General features: G+C 73.1%; 13 protein-coding genes. 9 read left to right on the forward strand and 4 right to left on the reverse strand.

The window, feature by feature from the left end; all coding sequences use genetic code 11:
* The first annotated feature begins 71 nt into the window (after positions 1–71).
* The 7 genes from idi to MSA03_RS01135 are packed head-to-tail and all read left to right on the forward strand — an operon-like array spanning position 72 to position 5,611.
* Positions 72–620 carry an isopentenyl-diphosphate Delta-isomerase gene (gene idi / locus MSA03_RS01105; RefSeq protein WP_147049330.1) on the forward strand — a complete coding sequence of 183 codons (549 nt, stop codon included), beginning with the start codon at positions 72–74 and terminating at the stop codon, positions 618–620.
* Entirely contained in the window at positions 617–1,678 is a 1,062-nt protein-coding gene (locus tag MSA03_RS01110) for a polyprenyl synthetase family protein (protein ID WP_147049331.1), read from the forward strand. Before idi ends, MSA03_RS01110 begins: the two co-directional genes overlap by 4 nt.
* A complete protein-coding gene (locus MSA03_RS01115; protein ID WP_244946267.1) occupies positions 1,675–2,544 on the forward strand; it encodes a phytoene/squalene synthase family protein in 870 nt (289 codons plus the stop codon). The genes MSA03_RS01110 and MSA03_RS01115 overlap by 4 nt, the downstream gene beginning before the upstream one ends.
* On the forward strand, positions 2,541–4,100 hold the full coding sequence (gene crtI / locus MSA03_RS01120; RefSeq protein WP_147049332.1) for a phytoene desaturase family protein: 1,560 nt from the start codon (positions 2,541–2,543) through the stop codon (positions 4,098–4,100). The genes MSA03_RS01115 and crtI overlap by 4 nt, the downstream gene beginning before the upstream one ends.
* Before the next feature lies 1 nt (position 4,101).
* Complete coding sequence (locus MSA03_RS01125; protein ID WP_028495284.1) at positions 4,102–4,437, forward strand: lycopene cyclase domain-containing protein; 336 nt, start codon at positions 4,102–4,104, stop codon at positions 4,435–4,437.
* Entirely contained in the window at positions 4,434–4,739 is a 306-nt protein-coding gene (locus MSA03_RS01130; RefSeq protein WP_028495283.1) for a lycopene cyclase domain-containing protein, read from the forward strand. The genes MSA03_RS01125 and MSA03_RS01130 overlap by 4 nt, the downstream gene beginning before the upstream one ends.
* The gene (locus MSA03_RS01135; protein ID WP_147049333.1) at positions 4,736–5,611 is read left to right on the forward strand and encodes a prenyltransferase; all 876 of its coding nucleotides are present in this window, start codon (positions 4,736–4,738) and stop codon (positions 5,609–5,611) included. The genes MSA03_RS01130 and MSA03_RS01135 overlap by 4 nt, the downstream gene beginning before the upstream one ends.
* Positions 5,612–5,638: 27 nt before the next feature.
* Here the strand turns inward: MSA03_RS01135 and MSA03_RS01140 are convergent, their stop codons facing one another.
* Positions 5,639–8,533, reverse strand: coding sequence for a UPF0182 family membrane protein (locus MSA03_RS01140; RefSeq protein WP_147049334.1), 2,895 nt, complete (start codon positions 8,531–8,533; stop codon positions 5,639–5,641).
* A gap of 51 nt (positions 8,534–8,584) precedes the next feature.
* Positions 8,585–9,709: a YlbL family protein gene (locus MSA03_RS01145; protein ID WP_028495280.1), complete on the reverse strand. Its 1,125-nt coding sequence runs from the start codon at positions 9,707–9,709 to the stop codon at positions 8,585–8,587.
* 127 nt (positions 9,710–9,836) lie between these two features.
* On the opposite strand from MSA03_RS01145, the gene MSA03_RS01150 reads away from it, so the two are divergent.
* A complete protein-coding gene (locus MSA03_RS01150; protein WP_147049335.1) occupies positions 9,837–11,246 on the forward strand; it encodes a zinc-dependent metalloprotease in 1,410 nt (469 codons plus the stop codon).
* A gap of 804 nt (positions 11,247–12,050) precedes the next feature.
* Here the strand turns inward: MSA03_RS01150 and MSA03_RS01160 are convergent.
* Together MSA03_RS01160 and nudC are read right to left on the reverse strand one after the other, a co-directional pair.
* Positions 12,051–13,763 carry an ATP-dependent helicase gene (locus MSA03_RS01160; protein WP_147049336.1) on the reverse strand — a complete coding sequence of 571 codons (1,713 nt, stop codon included), beginning with the start codon at positions 13,761–13,763 and terminating at the stop codon, positions 12,051–12,053.
* Positions 13,760–14,662 carry an NAD(+) diphosphatase gene (nudC, locus tag MSA03_RS01165; protein ID WP_147049337.1) on the reverse strand — a complete coding sequence of 301 codons (903 nt, stop codon included), beginning with the start codon at positions 14,660–14,662 and terminating at the stop codon, positions 13,760–13,762. The genes MSA03_RS01160 and nudC overlap by 4 nt, the downstream gene beginning before the upstream one ends.
* Positions 14,663–14,726: 64 nt before the next feature.
* On the opposite strand from nudC, the gene MSA03_RS01170 reads away from it, so the two are divergent.
* The gene (locus tag MSA03_RS01170) at positions 14,727–16,007 is read left to right on the forward strand and encodes a phosphotransferase (protein ID WP_147049338.1); all 1,281 of its coding nucleotides are present in this window, start codon (positions 14,727–14,729) and stop codon (positions 16,005–16,007) included.

A 16,007-nucleotide genomic window follows, 5' to 3' on the forward strand; every position in this document is an offset into this window, starting at 1 on the left:
GTGGACACCTCCGGGTCGGTTCGGTATGCTCAATCGCAATCGCTAGCTAAACTAGCAAAAAACGAGGCGAGATGTCAGACACAGAACACGTCGTCCTGCTGGACGAAGACGGCCGCGAGGTCGGCACGGCACCCAAGTCGAGCGTGCACGGCACGGATACGGCCCTTCACCTGGCCTTCTCCTGCCATGTCTACAACCGGAGCGGGGAGCTCCTGGTCACCCGTCGCGCGCTGGGCAAGACGGCGTGGCCGGGTGTCTGGACGAACTCGTTCTGCGGTCACCCCAAGCCCGCCGAGCCGGTTCTGAACGCCGTGCACCGCCGTGCCGAGTACGAGCTCGGCATCACGCTGCAGGACGTGCGGCTCGCCCTCCCGCTCTTCCGGTACCGCGCGGTCGACGCGTCCGGGATCGTCGAGCACGAGATCTGCCCCGTCTACACGGCCGTCACCGACGACGAGCTCGTGCCGAACCCGCTCGAGGTCGTCGAGTCCCGCTGGGTGCACCCCGCCGACCTCGGCTCGTCGCTCGTCACGACCCCCTGGGCGTTCAGCCCGTGGCTCGTCCTGCAGGCCGAGCAGCTCCACCTCTTCCGGTCTCCCGAAGTCCGCCGCGCCTCATGATCACCGTCTCCCCCGCCGCCCGCGAGGCCGTCGACGTCGAGATCGACGCGTCGCTGTCGCGACTGCAGGCCCGCACCGCCCGCCGCGGCCCGTCCGCGCGGGCCCTCGCCGACGCGACGGCCCGCGCCGCCGCCGGCGGGAAGCGCCTGCGTCCCGCCCTCGTCGTGGCCTCCTTCGAGGCGTTCGGCGGGAGCGCCGCCGAAACCCGCGGCGTCTCGCAGGTCGCCGCGGCGTTCGAGCTGCTGCACACGGCGTTCGTCGTGCACGACGATCTCATCGACCGCGACACGCAGCGCCGGGGCGCCCCGAACGTCGGCGGCGAGTTCCGGGCGCGCGCCGGCGATGCCGGCGCCACCGCCGACGGCGCCGCCCTCCTCGGCGACGCCGCCGCCGTGCTCTCCGGGGACCTGCTCCTCTTCGAGGCCACGCGCATGGTGGCCACGGCCGCCCTGCCCGACGCGACCCGCGCCGCGCTGCTGGAGCTCCTCGACGACGCGATCCTGGTCTCCGCCATCGGCGAGCTGGCCGACGTCGAGCACGCCGTACTCCCGGACTACCCGGACACCCCCGCGCTCCTGAACGCCGCGCACGATAAGACCGCGGCCTACTCGTTCCGCGCACCCCTGGCCGCCGGCGCCCTCATGGCAGATGCGACGGCCGCCGAGCGCACGGCGGTGGAGACGATCGGCGGGCTGCTCGGCCTCGCCTTCCAGCTCGTGGACGACCTCATCGGCACCTTCGGAACGGCGGAGCAGGCCGGTCGTGAGCCCGGCGCCGACCTGCGCGAGGCCAAGCGCACGCCGCTCATCGCGCTCGCCCAGCACTCCCCCGCGTGGCCGCGGGTGAGTTCCGCCCTCGCCGTCGCGCACACCGGCCCCATCGCGCTGCGGGCCGCGCAGCGCGAGCTCGACGCGAGCGGAGCCCGCGAAGAGCTCATCACGCTGGTGCGCGAGACGCTCGCGCAGGCGCAGCGGCTCGGGGCGGAGACGTCGCTGGGCGCTCCCGTCGTGAGCTTGCTCGCCCAGCTCGCCACCGCGATCGACGAGCGCATCCCGTGAGCGCGGAGATCCCCGACCTCGACCGCTACGACCGGGTGGCCCGGGAGGCGGCGGCGACCGTCATCGCCGCCTACTCGACGTCCTTCGGGCTCGCGTCCCGCCTCCTGGGGCCCCGCGTGCGCCCGCACGTGCGGAACGTCTACGCGCTCGTGCGGATCGCCGATGAGATCGTCGACGGCACCGCCGCCGACGCCGGCCTCGCGCCCGCGACGCAGCGGCTCGTGCTGGACGAGCTCGAGGCGGAGACGCTCACGGCGATCGCCCGCGGCTTCAGCGTGAACCTCATCGTGCACGCGTTCGCCCAGACCGCGCGCGAGTGCGGCATCGGCGCCGACCTCGTGCGCCCCTTCTTCGCCTCCATGCGGACGGACCTGGACCGCACGGTCCACGACGCCCAGTCGCACGAGGCCTACGTCTACGGATCCGCCGAGGTGGTGGGGCTCATGTGCCTGCAGGTGTTCGTCTCCGCGGGGGCGCCCGCTCCCGCCACCGCCGCCCCGGCGCTCGTGAGCGGTGCGCGGCGGCTCGGCGCCGCCTTCCAGGACATCAACTTCCTCCGCGACCACGTCGACGACGCGCACCGGCTCGGCCGCGACTATCTGGGTGTCGAGGCGGGAACGACCTCGCGGGCCGAGGTCCTCGCCCGCATCGACGGCGACCTCGCCGCCGCGGCCGCCGTCATCCCGGATCTCCCGGCGGACTGCCGCCGCGCCGTCACGACGGCCCACGACCTGTTCGCCGAGCTCGCCAAGCGGCTCCGGCAGGAGCCCGACCCGGACGCTCGCGTGCGGGTCCCGAACGCACGGAAGGCGGGCATCGCGGTGCGCGCCGCGGCGTTCGGCCGGCCGCGGCGGTCGGACTCGTGAGGCCCACGGCCGCCGTCGTCGGCGCCGGCATCGCCGGGCTCGCGACGGCCGCGCTGCTCGCGGAGGAGGGGTACGACGTCACGGTCGTCGAGGCCCGCGACGTCACCGGCGGACGGGCCGGATCGTGGGAGAGCGACGGATTCCGCTTCGACACGGGCCCCAGCTGGTACCTCATGCCGGAGGTCTTCGACCACTTCTTCCGCCTCCTCGGCACGACCGCCGACGCCGAACTGGACCTCGTCCCGCTCACCCCCGCGTACCGCGTCTATGCCCAGCCGCAGGGTCCCGGCGCCGGTGAGCACGTCGATGTCGTGTCCGGCCGCGACCACGCCCGCGCGCTGTTCGAATCCCGCGAGCCCGGTGCCGGCGCGCAGCTGGACGCCTACCTGGACTCCGCGGCCGACGCGTACGAGCTCGCCGTCACGCGGTTCCTGTACGACACGTACGAGTCGTACGCCGGGCTCCGCGACCGGACGCTCCTGCGCCGGCTCCCCGCCCTCGCTCCCATGCTCACCCGGTCGCTGCAGTCCGTCATCGACAAGCGCTTCCGCGACCCGCTGCTGCGCCGCATCCTCGGCTACCCGGGCGTCTTCCTCGGCACCTCCCCCTACGAGGCGCCGAGCCTGTACCACCTCATGAGCCACCTCGACCTCGACGAGGGCGTGCTGTACCCGCGCGGCGGCTTCACGGAGGTCATCGCGGCCGTCCAGCGGCTCGCGGAGGCCCGCGGCGTGCGGATCCGCACCGGCACCCCGGTGGCGCAGATCCGCACGCAGGGCGGCCGGGCGACCGGACTGCGGCTGCGGGACGGCGAGGTGCTCGAAGCCGATGTCGTCGTGTCCACCGCCGACCTGCACCACACCGAGACGAAACTCCTCCGGGACGACGAGCGCACCTACCCGGAGTCGTGGTGGCGCAAGCGCACGGCGGGGCCGGGCGCGCTCCTGCTCCTCCTCGGCGTCGACGGCGAGCTGCCCGAGCTCCCGCACCACACGCTGCTGTTCACGGATGCGTGGAAGGAGAACTTCCAGGCGATCTTCGGCACCCGGACGGTGCCCGACCCGGCGTCGCTGTACATCTGCAAGCCGAGCGCGACCGACGACACCGTCGCACCCGCCGGGGCGGAGAACCTCTTCGTCCTCGTCCCCGTCCCCGCCGACCCGGGGCTCGGCCACGGTGGTGTCGACGGCGACGGCGATGCCCGCATCGAGAAGCTCGCCGACGCCGCCATCGCGCAGATCGCCCAGTGGATCGGCGTCCCCGACCTCGCGGCGCGCATCCGGGTGCGCCGCACGATCGCGCCGGGGGACTTCGCGGACGACTTCGGCGCCTGGCAGGGCACGGCGCTCGGACTCGCGCACACGCTCCGCCAGAGCGCGCTCTTCCGGCCCCGCAACGCCTCCGCGAAGGTCGACGCGCTCCTGTACTCCGGCGGGTCGGCCCTGCCCGGCATCGGGCTGCCGATGTGCCTCATCTCCGCGGAGCTCGTCGTCAAGCGGCTCCGCGGCGATCGCAGTGCGGGCCCGCTCGCCGAGCCTGCGCGGACGGGCGGCTGAGGTGCCCGGAGCGTACCTGCTCGCGCTGCTCGTCTCGGCCGCCGGCGTCGCCGCCCTGGACGCCCGCGGCCGGCTCGTGCTGTGGCGGCGTCCCCGGCGTGCCGCGGTCGCGATCCTCATCGGGACGGCGTTCTTCCTGATCTGGGATGCCGTCGGCATCGCGACCGGCGTGTTCGTGAAGGGCGGCAGCCCGCTGCTGCTGGGGATCGACCTCGCGCCGCACCTGCCGCTGGAGGAGCCCGTCTTCCTCGCTTTCCTCTGCTACCTCGCCCTCGTCGTCCACGCCGCGGCGCTCCGCCGCCTCCACACGCGGGCCACCCGGGGGCGCCGGGCATGACCTACCTCTGGATCGTCCTGCCGTTCGTCGCGCTCACCGCGGCCGTGACCCTCGCGACCCTGCGGCGCCCGCGCTTCGCGCGGCGGATGGGCGCCTCGGGCATCGCGGCCGTGATCCTCGGCATCCTCACCGCGATCTTCGACAACGTCATGATCGCGGCGGGGCTGTTCACGTATCCCGCCGACCGGATCAGCGGCATCCGCGTGGGACTGGCGCCCGTCGAGGACTTCGCCTACCCGCTCTGCGCGGCGTTCCTGCTGCCGGCGCTCTGGGTGCTGCTGCAGCCGCGGGAGGCCGAGTGAAGGCGCTGACCGCCGCCCGGGAGCTCTTCGTGTCCTCCCGCCCCGTGAGCTGGATCAACACGGCGTACCCGTTCGCGGCGGCCTCCCTGCTCACGTCCCGCGAGATCGACGCGACGTTCGTCATCGGGACGCTGTTCTTCCTCATCCCGTACAACCTCGCGATGTACGGGATCAACGACGTCTTCGACTACGAGTCCGATCTCCGCAACCCCCGCAAGGGCGGCGCGCACGGCGCCGTGCTCGATCGCCGCATGCACCCCGTGACCCTGTGGGCCGCGGGCCTGTCGTGCCTGCCGTTCGTCGTCTTCCTCGTCGTCGTGGGCTCACCGGCGAGCTGGCTGGTCCTCGCCGCGAGCCTCTTCTTCGTCGTCTTCTACAGTGCGCCGCCCCTGCGGCTGAAGGAGCGGCCGTTCGCCGACTCGATGACCAGCAGCATCCACTTCTTCTCCCCCGCCGTGTACGGGCTGGTCCTGGCCGGAGCGACGTGGACGTGGCAGCTGGGTCTCATCCTGCTGGCCTTCGCGCTGTGGGGCGTCGCCTCGCACGCGTTCGGCGCCGTCCAGGACGTCGTTGCCGACCGGGAGGCGGGCATCGCCTCGATCGCGACGGCGCGCGGCGCCGCGTGGACGTCGCGGTTCGCGCTCGTCTGCTACGCCGCGGCGGGCATCGCGATGCTCGGGACGGCCTGGCCGGGGCCGCTCGCGGCCGTCGCCGTCATCCCGTATCTGGTCGCCGTCTGGCCGTACCGCAGCATCCCGGATGCCGACTCCGCGGCGGCGACGGCAGGATGGCGCCGCTTCCTCTGGATCAATCAGCTCGCGGGCTTCCTCGTGACGCTGCTGCTGATCTGGTGGTGGACGCTCACCGCGTGAGCGTCCACCACCCTCGGATCAGGCGGGTCACTCCTCGAGGGCGAGGAGCTTCTCGAGCGCGGCCGTCAGGCGGGCGTCCGCCTCGCCGTACGCGGCCCAGTCGCCGTCCTGCAGCGCGGCCGCGCGGTCGAGGAGGGCCTGGCGGGCCTCGTCCAGCGCCGCCTGCATCTCATCCACCGGGATGCCGGGGTCGGCCGGATCGTCGGGTGTCGGCGTCTCGGACGGGTCGGGGCTCGGGGTGACCTCCCCGTCGCCGGCGCTCGCGCCGGAATCGCCGCCGAAGAGCTCGTCGAGCGCTTCCTGCAGGGTGTCCTCGAAGGCGACCTCGTCGCCGAACGCGACGAGGATCTTCCGCAGCGTCGGCAGCTGCGTGCCGCTGGAGGCCTGCACGAACACGGGCTGGACGTACAGCAGGCCACCGCCGACCGGGAGGGTCAGGAGGTTGCCGTTGAGCACCTCGGACTGGCCCTGCTTGAGCAGGTTCAGCTGCGAGGAGATCGTGTCGTCGGAGTTGAACGTGTTCTGCACCTGGCCGGGGCCGGGAACGCTCACGTCGGCGCTGATCTCCAGCATCCGGAGCTTCCCGTAGCCCTCCGCCTTCTTGCCGTCGGCGTTGCCGGCGTTCGAGTCGACGGCGAGGTAGCCCATCAGGACGTTCCGCGCGTTGTCGCCCACCGAGGCGGGGATGAACGAGGTGAACATGGAGAAGCTCGGGGCGTCCTGGCCCGGCATCTGCATCGTCAGGTAGTACGGCGGCTGCAGCACCGTGGTCTTGGACACCGGGTCATCGGGCGTCTTCCAGGCGTTGTCCCGGGCGTAGAAGGAGGCCGCGTCGTCGACGTGGTAGGTGCCGAGCATGGCGCGCTGCACCTTGAAGAGGTCGGTCGGGTACCGCACGTGGCTCATGAGGTCGCCGGACATCTCCGAGATCGGCTCGACCGTGTTGGGGTAGATGTTCTGCCACGCCTGCAGCAGCGGGTCTTCCTCGTCCCACGCGTAGAGGGTCACCGATCCGTCATAGGCGTCGACGGTGGCCTTCACGGAGTTGCGGATGTAGTTGACGTCGTCGAGGGCCACGCGGGGCGCCGTGTTCGTCGTGTCGCTGATCGCGTCCCGGAGGCTCACGATCGAGGAGTACGGGTAGTTGGCGCTGAGCGTATAGCCGTCGACGATCCAGACGATCCGGCCGTCCACGACGGACGGGTACGGGTCGTTGTCGAGCTCGAGGTACGGCGCCGCCTTCTTCACGCGCGTCACGGGGTCGCGGTCGTAGAGGATCTGCGACTCGTCGTTGATGGCGTCTGAGAACAGGATGTCGGTGGACTGGAACTTCATCGAGTAGATGAGGCGGTTCAGGACGCTCCCCACCTCGGGGCCGCCGTCTCCGGAGAAGGTCGTCTTCGTCTGCGCGGCGCCGTCCGAGCCGCGCGGGTAATCCAGCTCGATGTCGTCGGTGCCGTCCGGCGCGCCCACGATCGAGTACAGCGGCGAGGTCTCGCCGAAGTACACGCGGGGCTCGTACTTCTCGCCGTCGGTGAGCTCACCGGCGGTCGGGATGCCGCGCTCGAGGAACTGCGGGTTGCCGTCGGCCGTGCGCGCGTTGCCCTTGGCCGCGACCATGCCGTAGCCGTGGGTGTACACGAGGGTCGTGTTGTACCAGGACGCGGCCTGGCCGAGCTGCGTCATGTCCAGCTCGCGCACCGACACGACGGCATCCTGCGACGTCCCGTCGATCTCGTAGCGGTCGACGTCCATGGGGTCGGTGAACTGGTAGTAGCCGCGGTACTGCTCGAGCTGCCGGATCGTCGGGCTGATGATCGCCGGATCCATGATGCGGATGGACGCCGTCGTCTCGGCGTCCGCGCGCAGCTGGCCGGGGGCGGCGTCGGTGACGGCCTGGAAGTCGCTCTTCTCGAGCCCGTCGATGCCGTACGCGAGCTTCGTGGCGTCGATGTTGCGCTGGTAGTACTGGCTCTCCAGGTTCTGCTGGTTCGGCCGCACCTGGATGTTGAAGAGCACCCACGGGTAGGCGACGCCGACGACGAGGGAGGAGACGATGAGGAGGCCCGTCGCGATGAGCGGGAACCGCCACCGGCCGATGAGGGCGGTGACGAAGAAGAGCAGCGCCACGATCGCGGCGGCGATCGCGAGGATCGTCTGGCCGGGGATGATCGCGTTGACCTCGACGTAGGCGGCACCGGTGATCCGGTCGCCCTCGGAGAGCAGCGTCTTGTAGCGGTCGAGCCACAGGCTCGCGGCCTGCACGAGGAGGTAGACGCCGGCGATGATCGCGAGCTGGATGCGCGCGGCCTTGGAGATGCGCAGCTCCCGCTGGCCGATGCGGACGGAGCCGTAGAGGTACGCGACGAGGGCCGTCACGACGAGGCAGACCAGCAGGACGGCGGACGCGAAGCCGAGGACCGCACTGTAGGCCGGCAGCTGGAAGAGGTAGAACCCGGTGTCCAGCCCGAACTCCGGGTCGGCGTCGCCGGTCGTGACGCCGTTGCGCCACAGCCAGATGGTCTCCCACTGGGCGGAGGCGGCGAACCCGGCGAAGAAGCCGAAGAACACCGGGATGCCCCACATCGCGAGCCGGCGGAGCGGTTCGACGACCTCCTGGTAGTGGTCCAGCTGCGAGCTCAGCCGCGCGTAGACGGGGCGGAGGCGGTACGCGAGCTGGATCGCGGCGAACACCGGGAGGGCCATCGCGACGAAGCCGACGAGGAACATCACGATCCGGGCGGTCCACTGCGTCACGAGCACGCCGTCGAAGCCGAGCTGGCGGTACCACAGCCAGTCGGCGAAGAGGCTCGCGAAGACGAAGAAGGCCACCACGAGCGCGGCGATCACGACGAGCGTGATCGTCACTGCACGGCGGAACGGACTCGGTGTGGCCTGGGTCGGCGCAGAGGTCGTGGTCACCCGTCCATCCTAGGCGGGGGCCGGAGGGCGGGCGCCGCACCCGGCGAACGCTCAGCCGGCGTCGCAGGTGGGCAGGTCCGCCAGGTCGCCGTCGCTCCGGATGGCCGCCAGCACGTCCTGCGCGTCGTCGAGCGTCGCGACCGCGAAGACCTGCAGATCGGCCGGGACGTGCCCCGCGACCTCGTCGCAGTTGTCCGCGGGCGCGAGGAACCACTCGGCCCCGGCGTCCCGGGCGCCGTAGAGCTTCTGGCGGATGCCGCCGATGGGGCCGACCGTGCCTGCGGCGTCGATCGTGCCGGTCCCGGCGACGTCCGCGCCGCCGTTGAGCTCGCCGGGGGTGAGCGTGTCGATGATCCCGAGCGCGAACATCATCCCGGCGCTCGGCCCGCCGACGTTGTTGAGCTGGATCGTGACGTCGATCGGGAAGTCGTAGTCGTGCAGCGTGCTCACGCCGATCAGCCATGTCGACTCCCCCTCGATCTCGCCCTCGCGCGGCGTGATCGATTCGGTCAGCTCCTCGCCGTCCCGTTCGACGGTGAGCTCGACGGGGGCGCCGTCGCCGGCGTTGATGATCTTCCGGAGCGTCTCGGTGTCGGTGAGGGGTGTGCCCTCGGCCGCGCGGATGATGTCGTCCGGCTGGAGGATGCCCTGCGCCGCGGAGTCGTCCGTGAGGGAATGCACCCGCACCATCGGGTGGACGTCGTAGCCGAGCTCGACGAGCGCCGCGGCGGTCGCCTCCTTCTGCGAGTCGACCATCTGCACGGCGCTCTGCTCGTTGCGCTGCTCGGTGGACTGGCCCTCCGGGAACACCTCGTCCAGCGGCAGCACTGCCCGCGAGGAGTCGAACCAGGCGACGGCCAGTTCGAACCAGGACGGCGTGCGCTCGCGGTTGCCGACGACCTGCACGGTCAGCAGGTCCAGGGATCCCGCGGTCGGGAAGGTCTTCGCCCCGTCGACGGAGATGAGCGGCACGTCGGCGCCGTCGGAGCCGGTGGCGGTGCCCAGCGTGTTGAAGACCGGGCCGGGTCGCTGGATGACGTACGTCGTCGGCAGGACCGTGAGGGCGAGGAGCGCGATCAGCGCGACGGTGAGCGCCCAGATCCCCGTGGTCACCGTGCGCGACATCCGACGGCGCGGCGCGGGGGTGATCGTCACGTTCTCGTCGAACAGTGCCACGGGTGACCTTCCTGAGCCGGTCGTTCGCGGCCGGCGTAAGCGCGAGGTCCCCGTGCGCGGACTGCGCGGCGAAGACCCCGACTAGCGTAGAGCGAGACGCCTGCTCCCTGCTGAAAGGCCCCTGCACATGGCTGAGGACGACCGCTCCCCCGAAGACGAATTCCAGGAGCTGCTGCGCAACCTCCTGGGAGGTCAGGGCGGCCTCGACCCCGAGGCTCTGCAGCGCCTCTCCGGCCTCGGCGTCGACCCGGCGATGCTGCAGCAGATGATGCGGCAGATGCAGGGCGTCTTCGCCTCCGGCGCGGACGGCATCGATTGGAACGCGGCGAAGACGCAGGCGCTGCACCTCGCCAACAAGGACGGCCTCAGCATCTCCGCCGGCGACCGCCAGGACTTCGACCATGCGTTCTCGCTCGCGACGCTGTGGCTGAGCGAGGCGACGTCGATCTCCGACCTCGCCGCCCCGGCGCGCGCGCTCACCCGCGGACAGTGGGTGGAGGCGACGCTGCCGGTGTGGCAGGAGCTCGCCGAGCCCGTCGCGAACTCCATCGCCGATGCCATGACGGCGGCCATCGACGCGCAGACGCCCGAGGAGATGAAGGGGATCGTCGCGGGCGCCGGACGCCTCATGCGCACCGTCGGCGGGTCGCTGTTCGCGGCGCAGCTCGGCGCCGTCATCGGCCGCCTCTCGCTCGAGGTGGTCTCCGGCGGCGACGTCGGCATCCCCGTCATGCCGGACGGCGACGCGGCCATCCTGCCGCAGAACTTCGCGGACTTCGGCCGCGACCTGGAGATCGACGAGGAGCAGCTCGCCCTGTACCTCGCGACCCGTGAGCTCGCGCACGCCCGGCTGTTCCGGCACGCACGCTGGCTGCGGCTGCACGTGATCTCGCAGGTGACCGACTTCGCCCGCGGCATCCACGTCGACATGGACGCGCTCGAGGAGCTCGCGTCGCGTTTCGACCCGTCGGCGCCGGAGGAGCTGAAGGCGGCGCTGGAGAGCGGCGCCCTGCTGCCGCAGCGCTCCGAGTCCCAGACGACGGCCCTCACGCGGCTGGAGAACCTCCTCGCCACGATCGAGGGCTGGGTCGACGTCGTCACGGCCGACGCGACGCAGCGCCTGCCCGCCGCGGACCGGATCGCCGAGGCGGTGCGCCGCCGGCGGGCCGTGGGCGGACCGGCCGAGCAGGCGATGGGTTCCCTCGTCGGCCTCGAGCTGCGACCGCGCCGCCTCCGCGAGGCGGCGGCCATGTGGCGTGCGGTGACGGATGCCGTCGGCACCGAGGCGCGCGACAGCCTGTGGGACTACCCCGACCTCATGCCGACCGCGGAGGACATCGACGACCCGGCCGGACTCGTCGCGCGGCTGCAGGCCCGCGCCCGCGGCGAGGAGCCCGCGCGCGATGCGTTCGACGACGCGCTGGACGCGCTGCTGGACGAGGCGGCCGCGGGACGGGATGCCGAGACGTCCGCGGACGACGGCGCGGACGACGGGGACCCCGGAGACGACGCTCCCCAGGACCCGCGACCGGTCTGACGCGGCGGGGCTGCGGCGCCTCCTCCCCAGCGAGGTGCCGGCTGCGCCGTGGGCGTCGGCTGTGGAGCATCCGCACCCGGGAGGATCATCGGGCGCACAATCGGCAGATGCTGCGCCTCGCCCCCTCCCATCCGCCGCTGTGGCGGAGCCCGTCCAGCATCCAGCTCGGTCCGGAGTCCGTCGCCCGCGTCGACGATGTCGCGCCGTGGCAGGAGCGCCTGCTCGACGCGCTCGTGGACGGCATCCCGGATGCCATGCTGCTGCCCCTCGCGGCGAGCTTCGGCGCCGCGCCGGGCGAGGCGGATGCGTTCCTCCGGCGCATCGGCGGCGCCCTCGGACGGGTCCCCGCGACGGCTCCGCGCGTGCGCGTCGAGGTGCCCGAGGCGTTCGGGCGCGACGAGACGGAGATCCTGCTGGCAGGGCTCCGCGGCGGCGGCCTCGACGTCACAGGCTGCACGGCGTGGCCCGTCGAGGACGGCGGCCCGCGCCTCCCGGTCGTGGCGGTCGCCTTCCGGCTGCTCGATCCGCTGCGCGCCGCACGGCTCGTCTCCCGGGATGCGCCGCACATCCCGGTCGAGCTGGCCGGGGACCGGGTCAGGGTCGGGCCGCTCGTGATCCCGGGTGTCACGGCGTGCCTCGCGTGCCTGCACGCGCACCGCCGCGACGGCGACCCGACCTGGCCGCTCGTGGCCGCTCAGCTGCTCGCGCGGGGGCCGGTGCCGACCGAGCCCGCGCTGCTCCTGGAGGCCGCGCTGCTGGCCGCCCGGCTCGTCGGCGGCGGCGTCCCGGGGGCGTCTGTCACCCTCAGCGGCGGGAGCGTGCGGCGGAGCTGGCACGCCCATCGACCGCACGCAGCGTGCCTGTGCCGATCTCCCGCAGGAAGCGGGACGGCTGACGCTCCCGATGCCCGCCCGTGCGCGCCCACGACAGCGTCAGCGTTCGCGCGGCCCGCGTGATGCCGACGTAGGCGAGGCGGCGCTCCTCGTCCACCTGCTCGAAGGTCGTCGCGTAGGAGATCGGCAGGAGCCCTTCGGCGAGGCCGACGAGGTGCACGTGATCCCACTCGAGTCCCTTCGCGGCGTGCAGGGTCGCGAGCGTGACGGTGCGCATGGACGGTTCGTGCTGGTCCTTCGCGCGCGCCGTGAGCGTGTCGGTGAAGCTCCGGAGGGTGGTGCCCTCCGGCGCCTCCTCCGCGAGCCGCAGCAGCGCCGCGCGGGCCTCCCACGCGTCGCGGAGCGCGCCGCCGGCCGGCGGCGGCTCGTCGGTGAGCCCCAGTGAGCGCAGCACGTCGCGGACGGCCGCGACGAACGTGGTCTCCACGGGCGCGACCGACGCGCCGCGCAGCGCCAGGAGCCCCTGCCGCACCTCCGGGATGTCGAAGAACCGCTTGCCGCCGAGCACGGTCGCCGCGACGCCGCGGGCGGCGAGCGCCGCGAGGAGCGGCGCGGACTGCGCGTTCGCGCGGTACAGCACGGCGATGCGGCGGGGATCGACGCCCGCCGCCGTCTGCGCCGCGACCGCCGCGGCGACGCCGTCGGCCTCGGCCGCGTCGTCCTCGTACGCCCGGACCTCCGGCGCCGGTCCCGGCGGGGCCGCAGAGACGAGCTCGAGCGCGCCGGGACGGCCCCGCATGAGCTCGTTGGCGACGGCGAGGACGGCGGCATCCGACCGGTAGTTGCGCTCCAGCCGCACGACGTGCGCGTCCTCGTAGCGGTCGGCGAACTCCAGCAGGTAGCGCGGGTCGGCGCCGGCGAACGAGTAGATGGTCTGGCTGGCGTCGCCGACGGCGCAGAAGTCCTGACGGTCGCCGAGCCACAGCTCCATGAGGCGGTGCTGCAGCGGCGAGATGTCCTGGAACTCGTCCACCGTGAAATGGCGGTACTGCTCGTGGACGGCCGCCTGGACGCGCGGCTCGGACTCCAGCATCCCGGCGCACGCGAGGAGGACGTCTTCGAAGTCGAGCTGACGGCGCTGGTCCTTGAGCTTCTCGTAGGCGCGCTGCAGGTCGACGAGGGCGCCGAGTTCGACGCGGCCGAGACCCTGCGGGCGTGCGGCGGCGTCCTGCTCGATCGTCCGCATCGTCACCTTGCGCGACTCGATGCGGCTCGCGACGTCCCGGAGGGTCGCGCCGTCCAGCCGCATGCGCAGCGCATCGGCGGCCTGCCCGAGGAGGCGCACCTTGTTGTCGACGATGCTGGGCGCGGTGTCCTTCGCGACCTGCGGCCAGAAGAAGTTCAGCTGCGCGAGCGCCGCCGCGTGGAAGGTGCGGGCGGCGACGCCCTCGACGCCGAGCGCGCGGAGACGGCCGCGCATCTCGCCCGCCGCCTTCGCCGTGAAGGTCACCGCCATGACGCGGCCCGGCGAGTACGCGCCGGTGTCGACGCCGTGGGCGATGCGATGCGTGATGACGCGGGTCTTGCCGGTGCCGGCGCCGGCGAGCACGCACACCGGTCCCCGGAGGACGGATGCCGCCTCCCGCTGGCGTTCGTCCAGGCCCTCGAGGGCGCGATCGCTCATCCGGCGTGCCAATCGAGGATGAGCCGGTGCGCGATGGACGCGGTGCCCGGGAGGCCGAAGTCCGCCTCGCCGCGCAGCGCCACCCCGATCTCGTCGCGCGTGAACCAGCGCACGTCGACGATCTCCTCGCCGTCCGCCCGCGCGGCGGCGGCGTCGACGGCCGTCGCGTGGAACCCGAGCATGAGGGAGCGGGGGTACGGCCAGGCCTGCGAACCGAGGTAGCGCAGGTCCGTGAGGTGCACGCCGGCCTCCTCGAAGATCTCCCGCCCGACGGCGGACTCGAGGGACTCCCCCGCCTCCACGAAGCCGGCGAACGTCGAGTACCGGTTCTGGGCCGCCCACAGGGCGTTCTTGCCGAGCAGGATGCGCTCGCCGTCCGCGCTCAGCACGGCAACGATCACGGCGGGATCGGTGCGCGGGAAGTGCTCGCGCCCGCACGCGGGGCACGTGCGCGCCCAGCCCGCGGAGCGGATGACGGCACGCGTTCCGCATGCCGGGCAGAACGGCGCGTCCAGCAGCCAGCGGCCGAGACTCAGCGCTTCGACGAAGGCGCCCGCATCGGAGGCGGACAGCTCGCCGCCGATGACGCGCAGCGACTCCCAGCCCGGCGCGTCAACGGGCGCGGGAGCAGCGGAGGGGAACGCGGCGACGAGGACGGGGGCACCGGCGTCATCGCGCCCGAGGAAGGCCCACTCCCCGTCGCCGCGCACCTCGGCGGGGGTGACGTAGTGCAGGGCGGCTCCCGCCACGGGGGCGCGGTCGCCGTGCACGACGAGGACGTGCGTGTCGCGCGCCGCGCGCAGGCGGTCGACGAGTGCGTCCTCGAGCCGCTCGTCGGCGGCCCGGTCCAGGCTCGCCCGCGCCAGAGCGGGCGGCGGGAAAGACTCCTGCGACGTCATCGAGGACCTCTCTTGCCGGGCGTGGCGCGTGGGCGCCGGGGCGTGCCCCGCCTACCCTGGGGGCATGGCACGCTCACCTCTCACTCTAGCCGCGTCGGTGACGTCCGCCCTCCCCCGGATCGGGGTCGTGAGGGTCGGCGCGCTCACCGAAGGCTCGTCGGGACGGTACGACAGTGCCGTCGCGACCCTCGATGACGGCCGCCGGGTCGTCGTCCGCGTGCCCGTGGACGTCGACGCCGACGGCGACCTCCGGGCGGAGGCCCGGGCGCTGCGCGCCCTGTCGGCCGGCGTCCGCGGCGTCCTGCCGTTCCGTGCCCCCGATGTGCTGGGCGAGACGACGGTGGACGGCATGCACGCCCTCGTGCAGACCATGCTCCCCGGCTACCGGGTCGATGCGGCGCACATCCCCGCCGGCCCCGGCGTCGCCACCGCGATCGGCCTCGCCCTCGCCGCCGTCCACGACCTGCCGGTCACGGTCGTCCGCGACGCCGGTCTCCCGGTGCTCACCGCGATGCAGGTGCGCGATGAGGTCGAGCGCCTGCTCGACCGCGCCGAGGCCACCGGTCGCCTGCCCTTCGGGCTCCTCCGCCGCTGGAGCACCGCCGTCGCCGCCGACGTCCTGTGGCGCTTCGAGACCACGGTCGTCCTCGGCGGCGTGGAACCGGCATCGTTCGTCCTCGAGGACGACGAGGACGGCGTCCCCGCCGTCACGGGGCTCCTCACCTGGGGTGGGCTGAGCGCGGGCGACCCGGCGACCGACCTGCGCTGGCTGGCATCGGCGACGGACGCACGCGAAGACGTCCTGGACGCCTACACGCACGCCTCGCACCGCGCGCCGGATGCGCTCATCGCCGAGCGGGCGCGGCTGCACGCCGAGCTGGAGTTCGCGAAGTGGCTCGTGCACGGCCACGCCGTGGGCGCGGAGTCGGTCGTCGGCGACGCCGTCGCGCTGCTGGAGGCGCTGGACGAGAACGTCCGCGACGAGCCGCCGCTGACGCAGCCGCGGGTGACCGTCGACGACGCGTTCGCCGCGATCCGTCGCGTGCCGGACGCCACCGGCGAGGTCGACACGTCGATGCACACCGACACGTACGACGCCGGCACGATGTCCGCGTTCGCGATGGACGACGCCGATGACGCGGACGGTCCGGCGCCCGACATCGAGACGATGCCGATCGAGCTGTCCGACTGGTCGCCGCAGAGCGTCGCCGCGGACACCGGCGACGTCGCCCGCACGGCGGGCGCGCGCGCTGCGGAGGCCGGCGCCGCGGAGGCCGAGGACGACGGCGACGACCCCGGCACGTCGGCGCGCAACGCCCTCCGCCGCTGGACCGGCACGGCCTGA

Source organism: Microbacterium saccharophilum, assembly GCF_007992455.1.
Lineage (GTDB): Bacteria > Actinomycetota > Actinomycetes > Actinomycetales > Microbacteriaceae > Microbacterium > Microbacterium saccharophilum.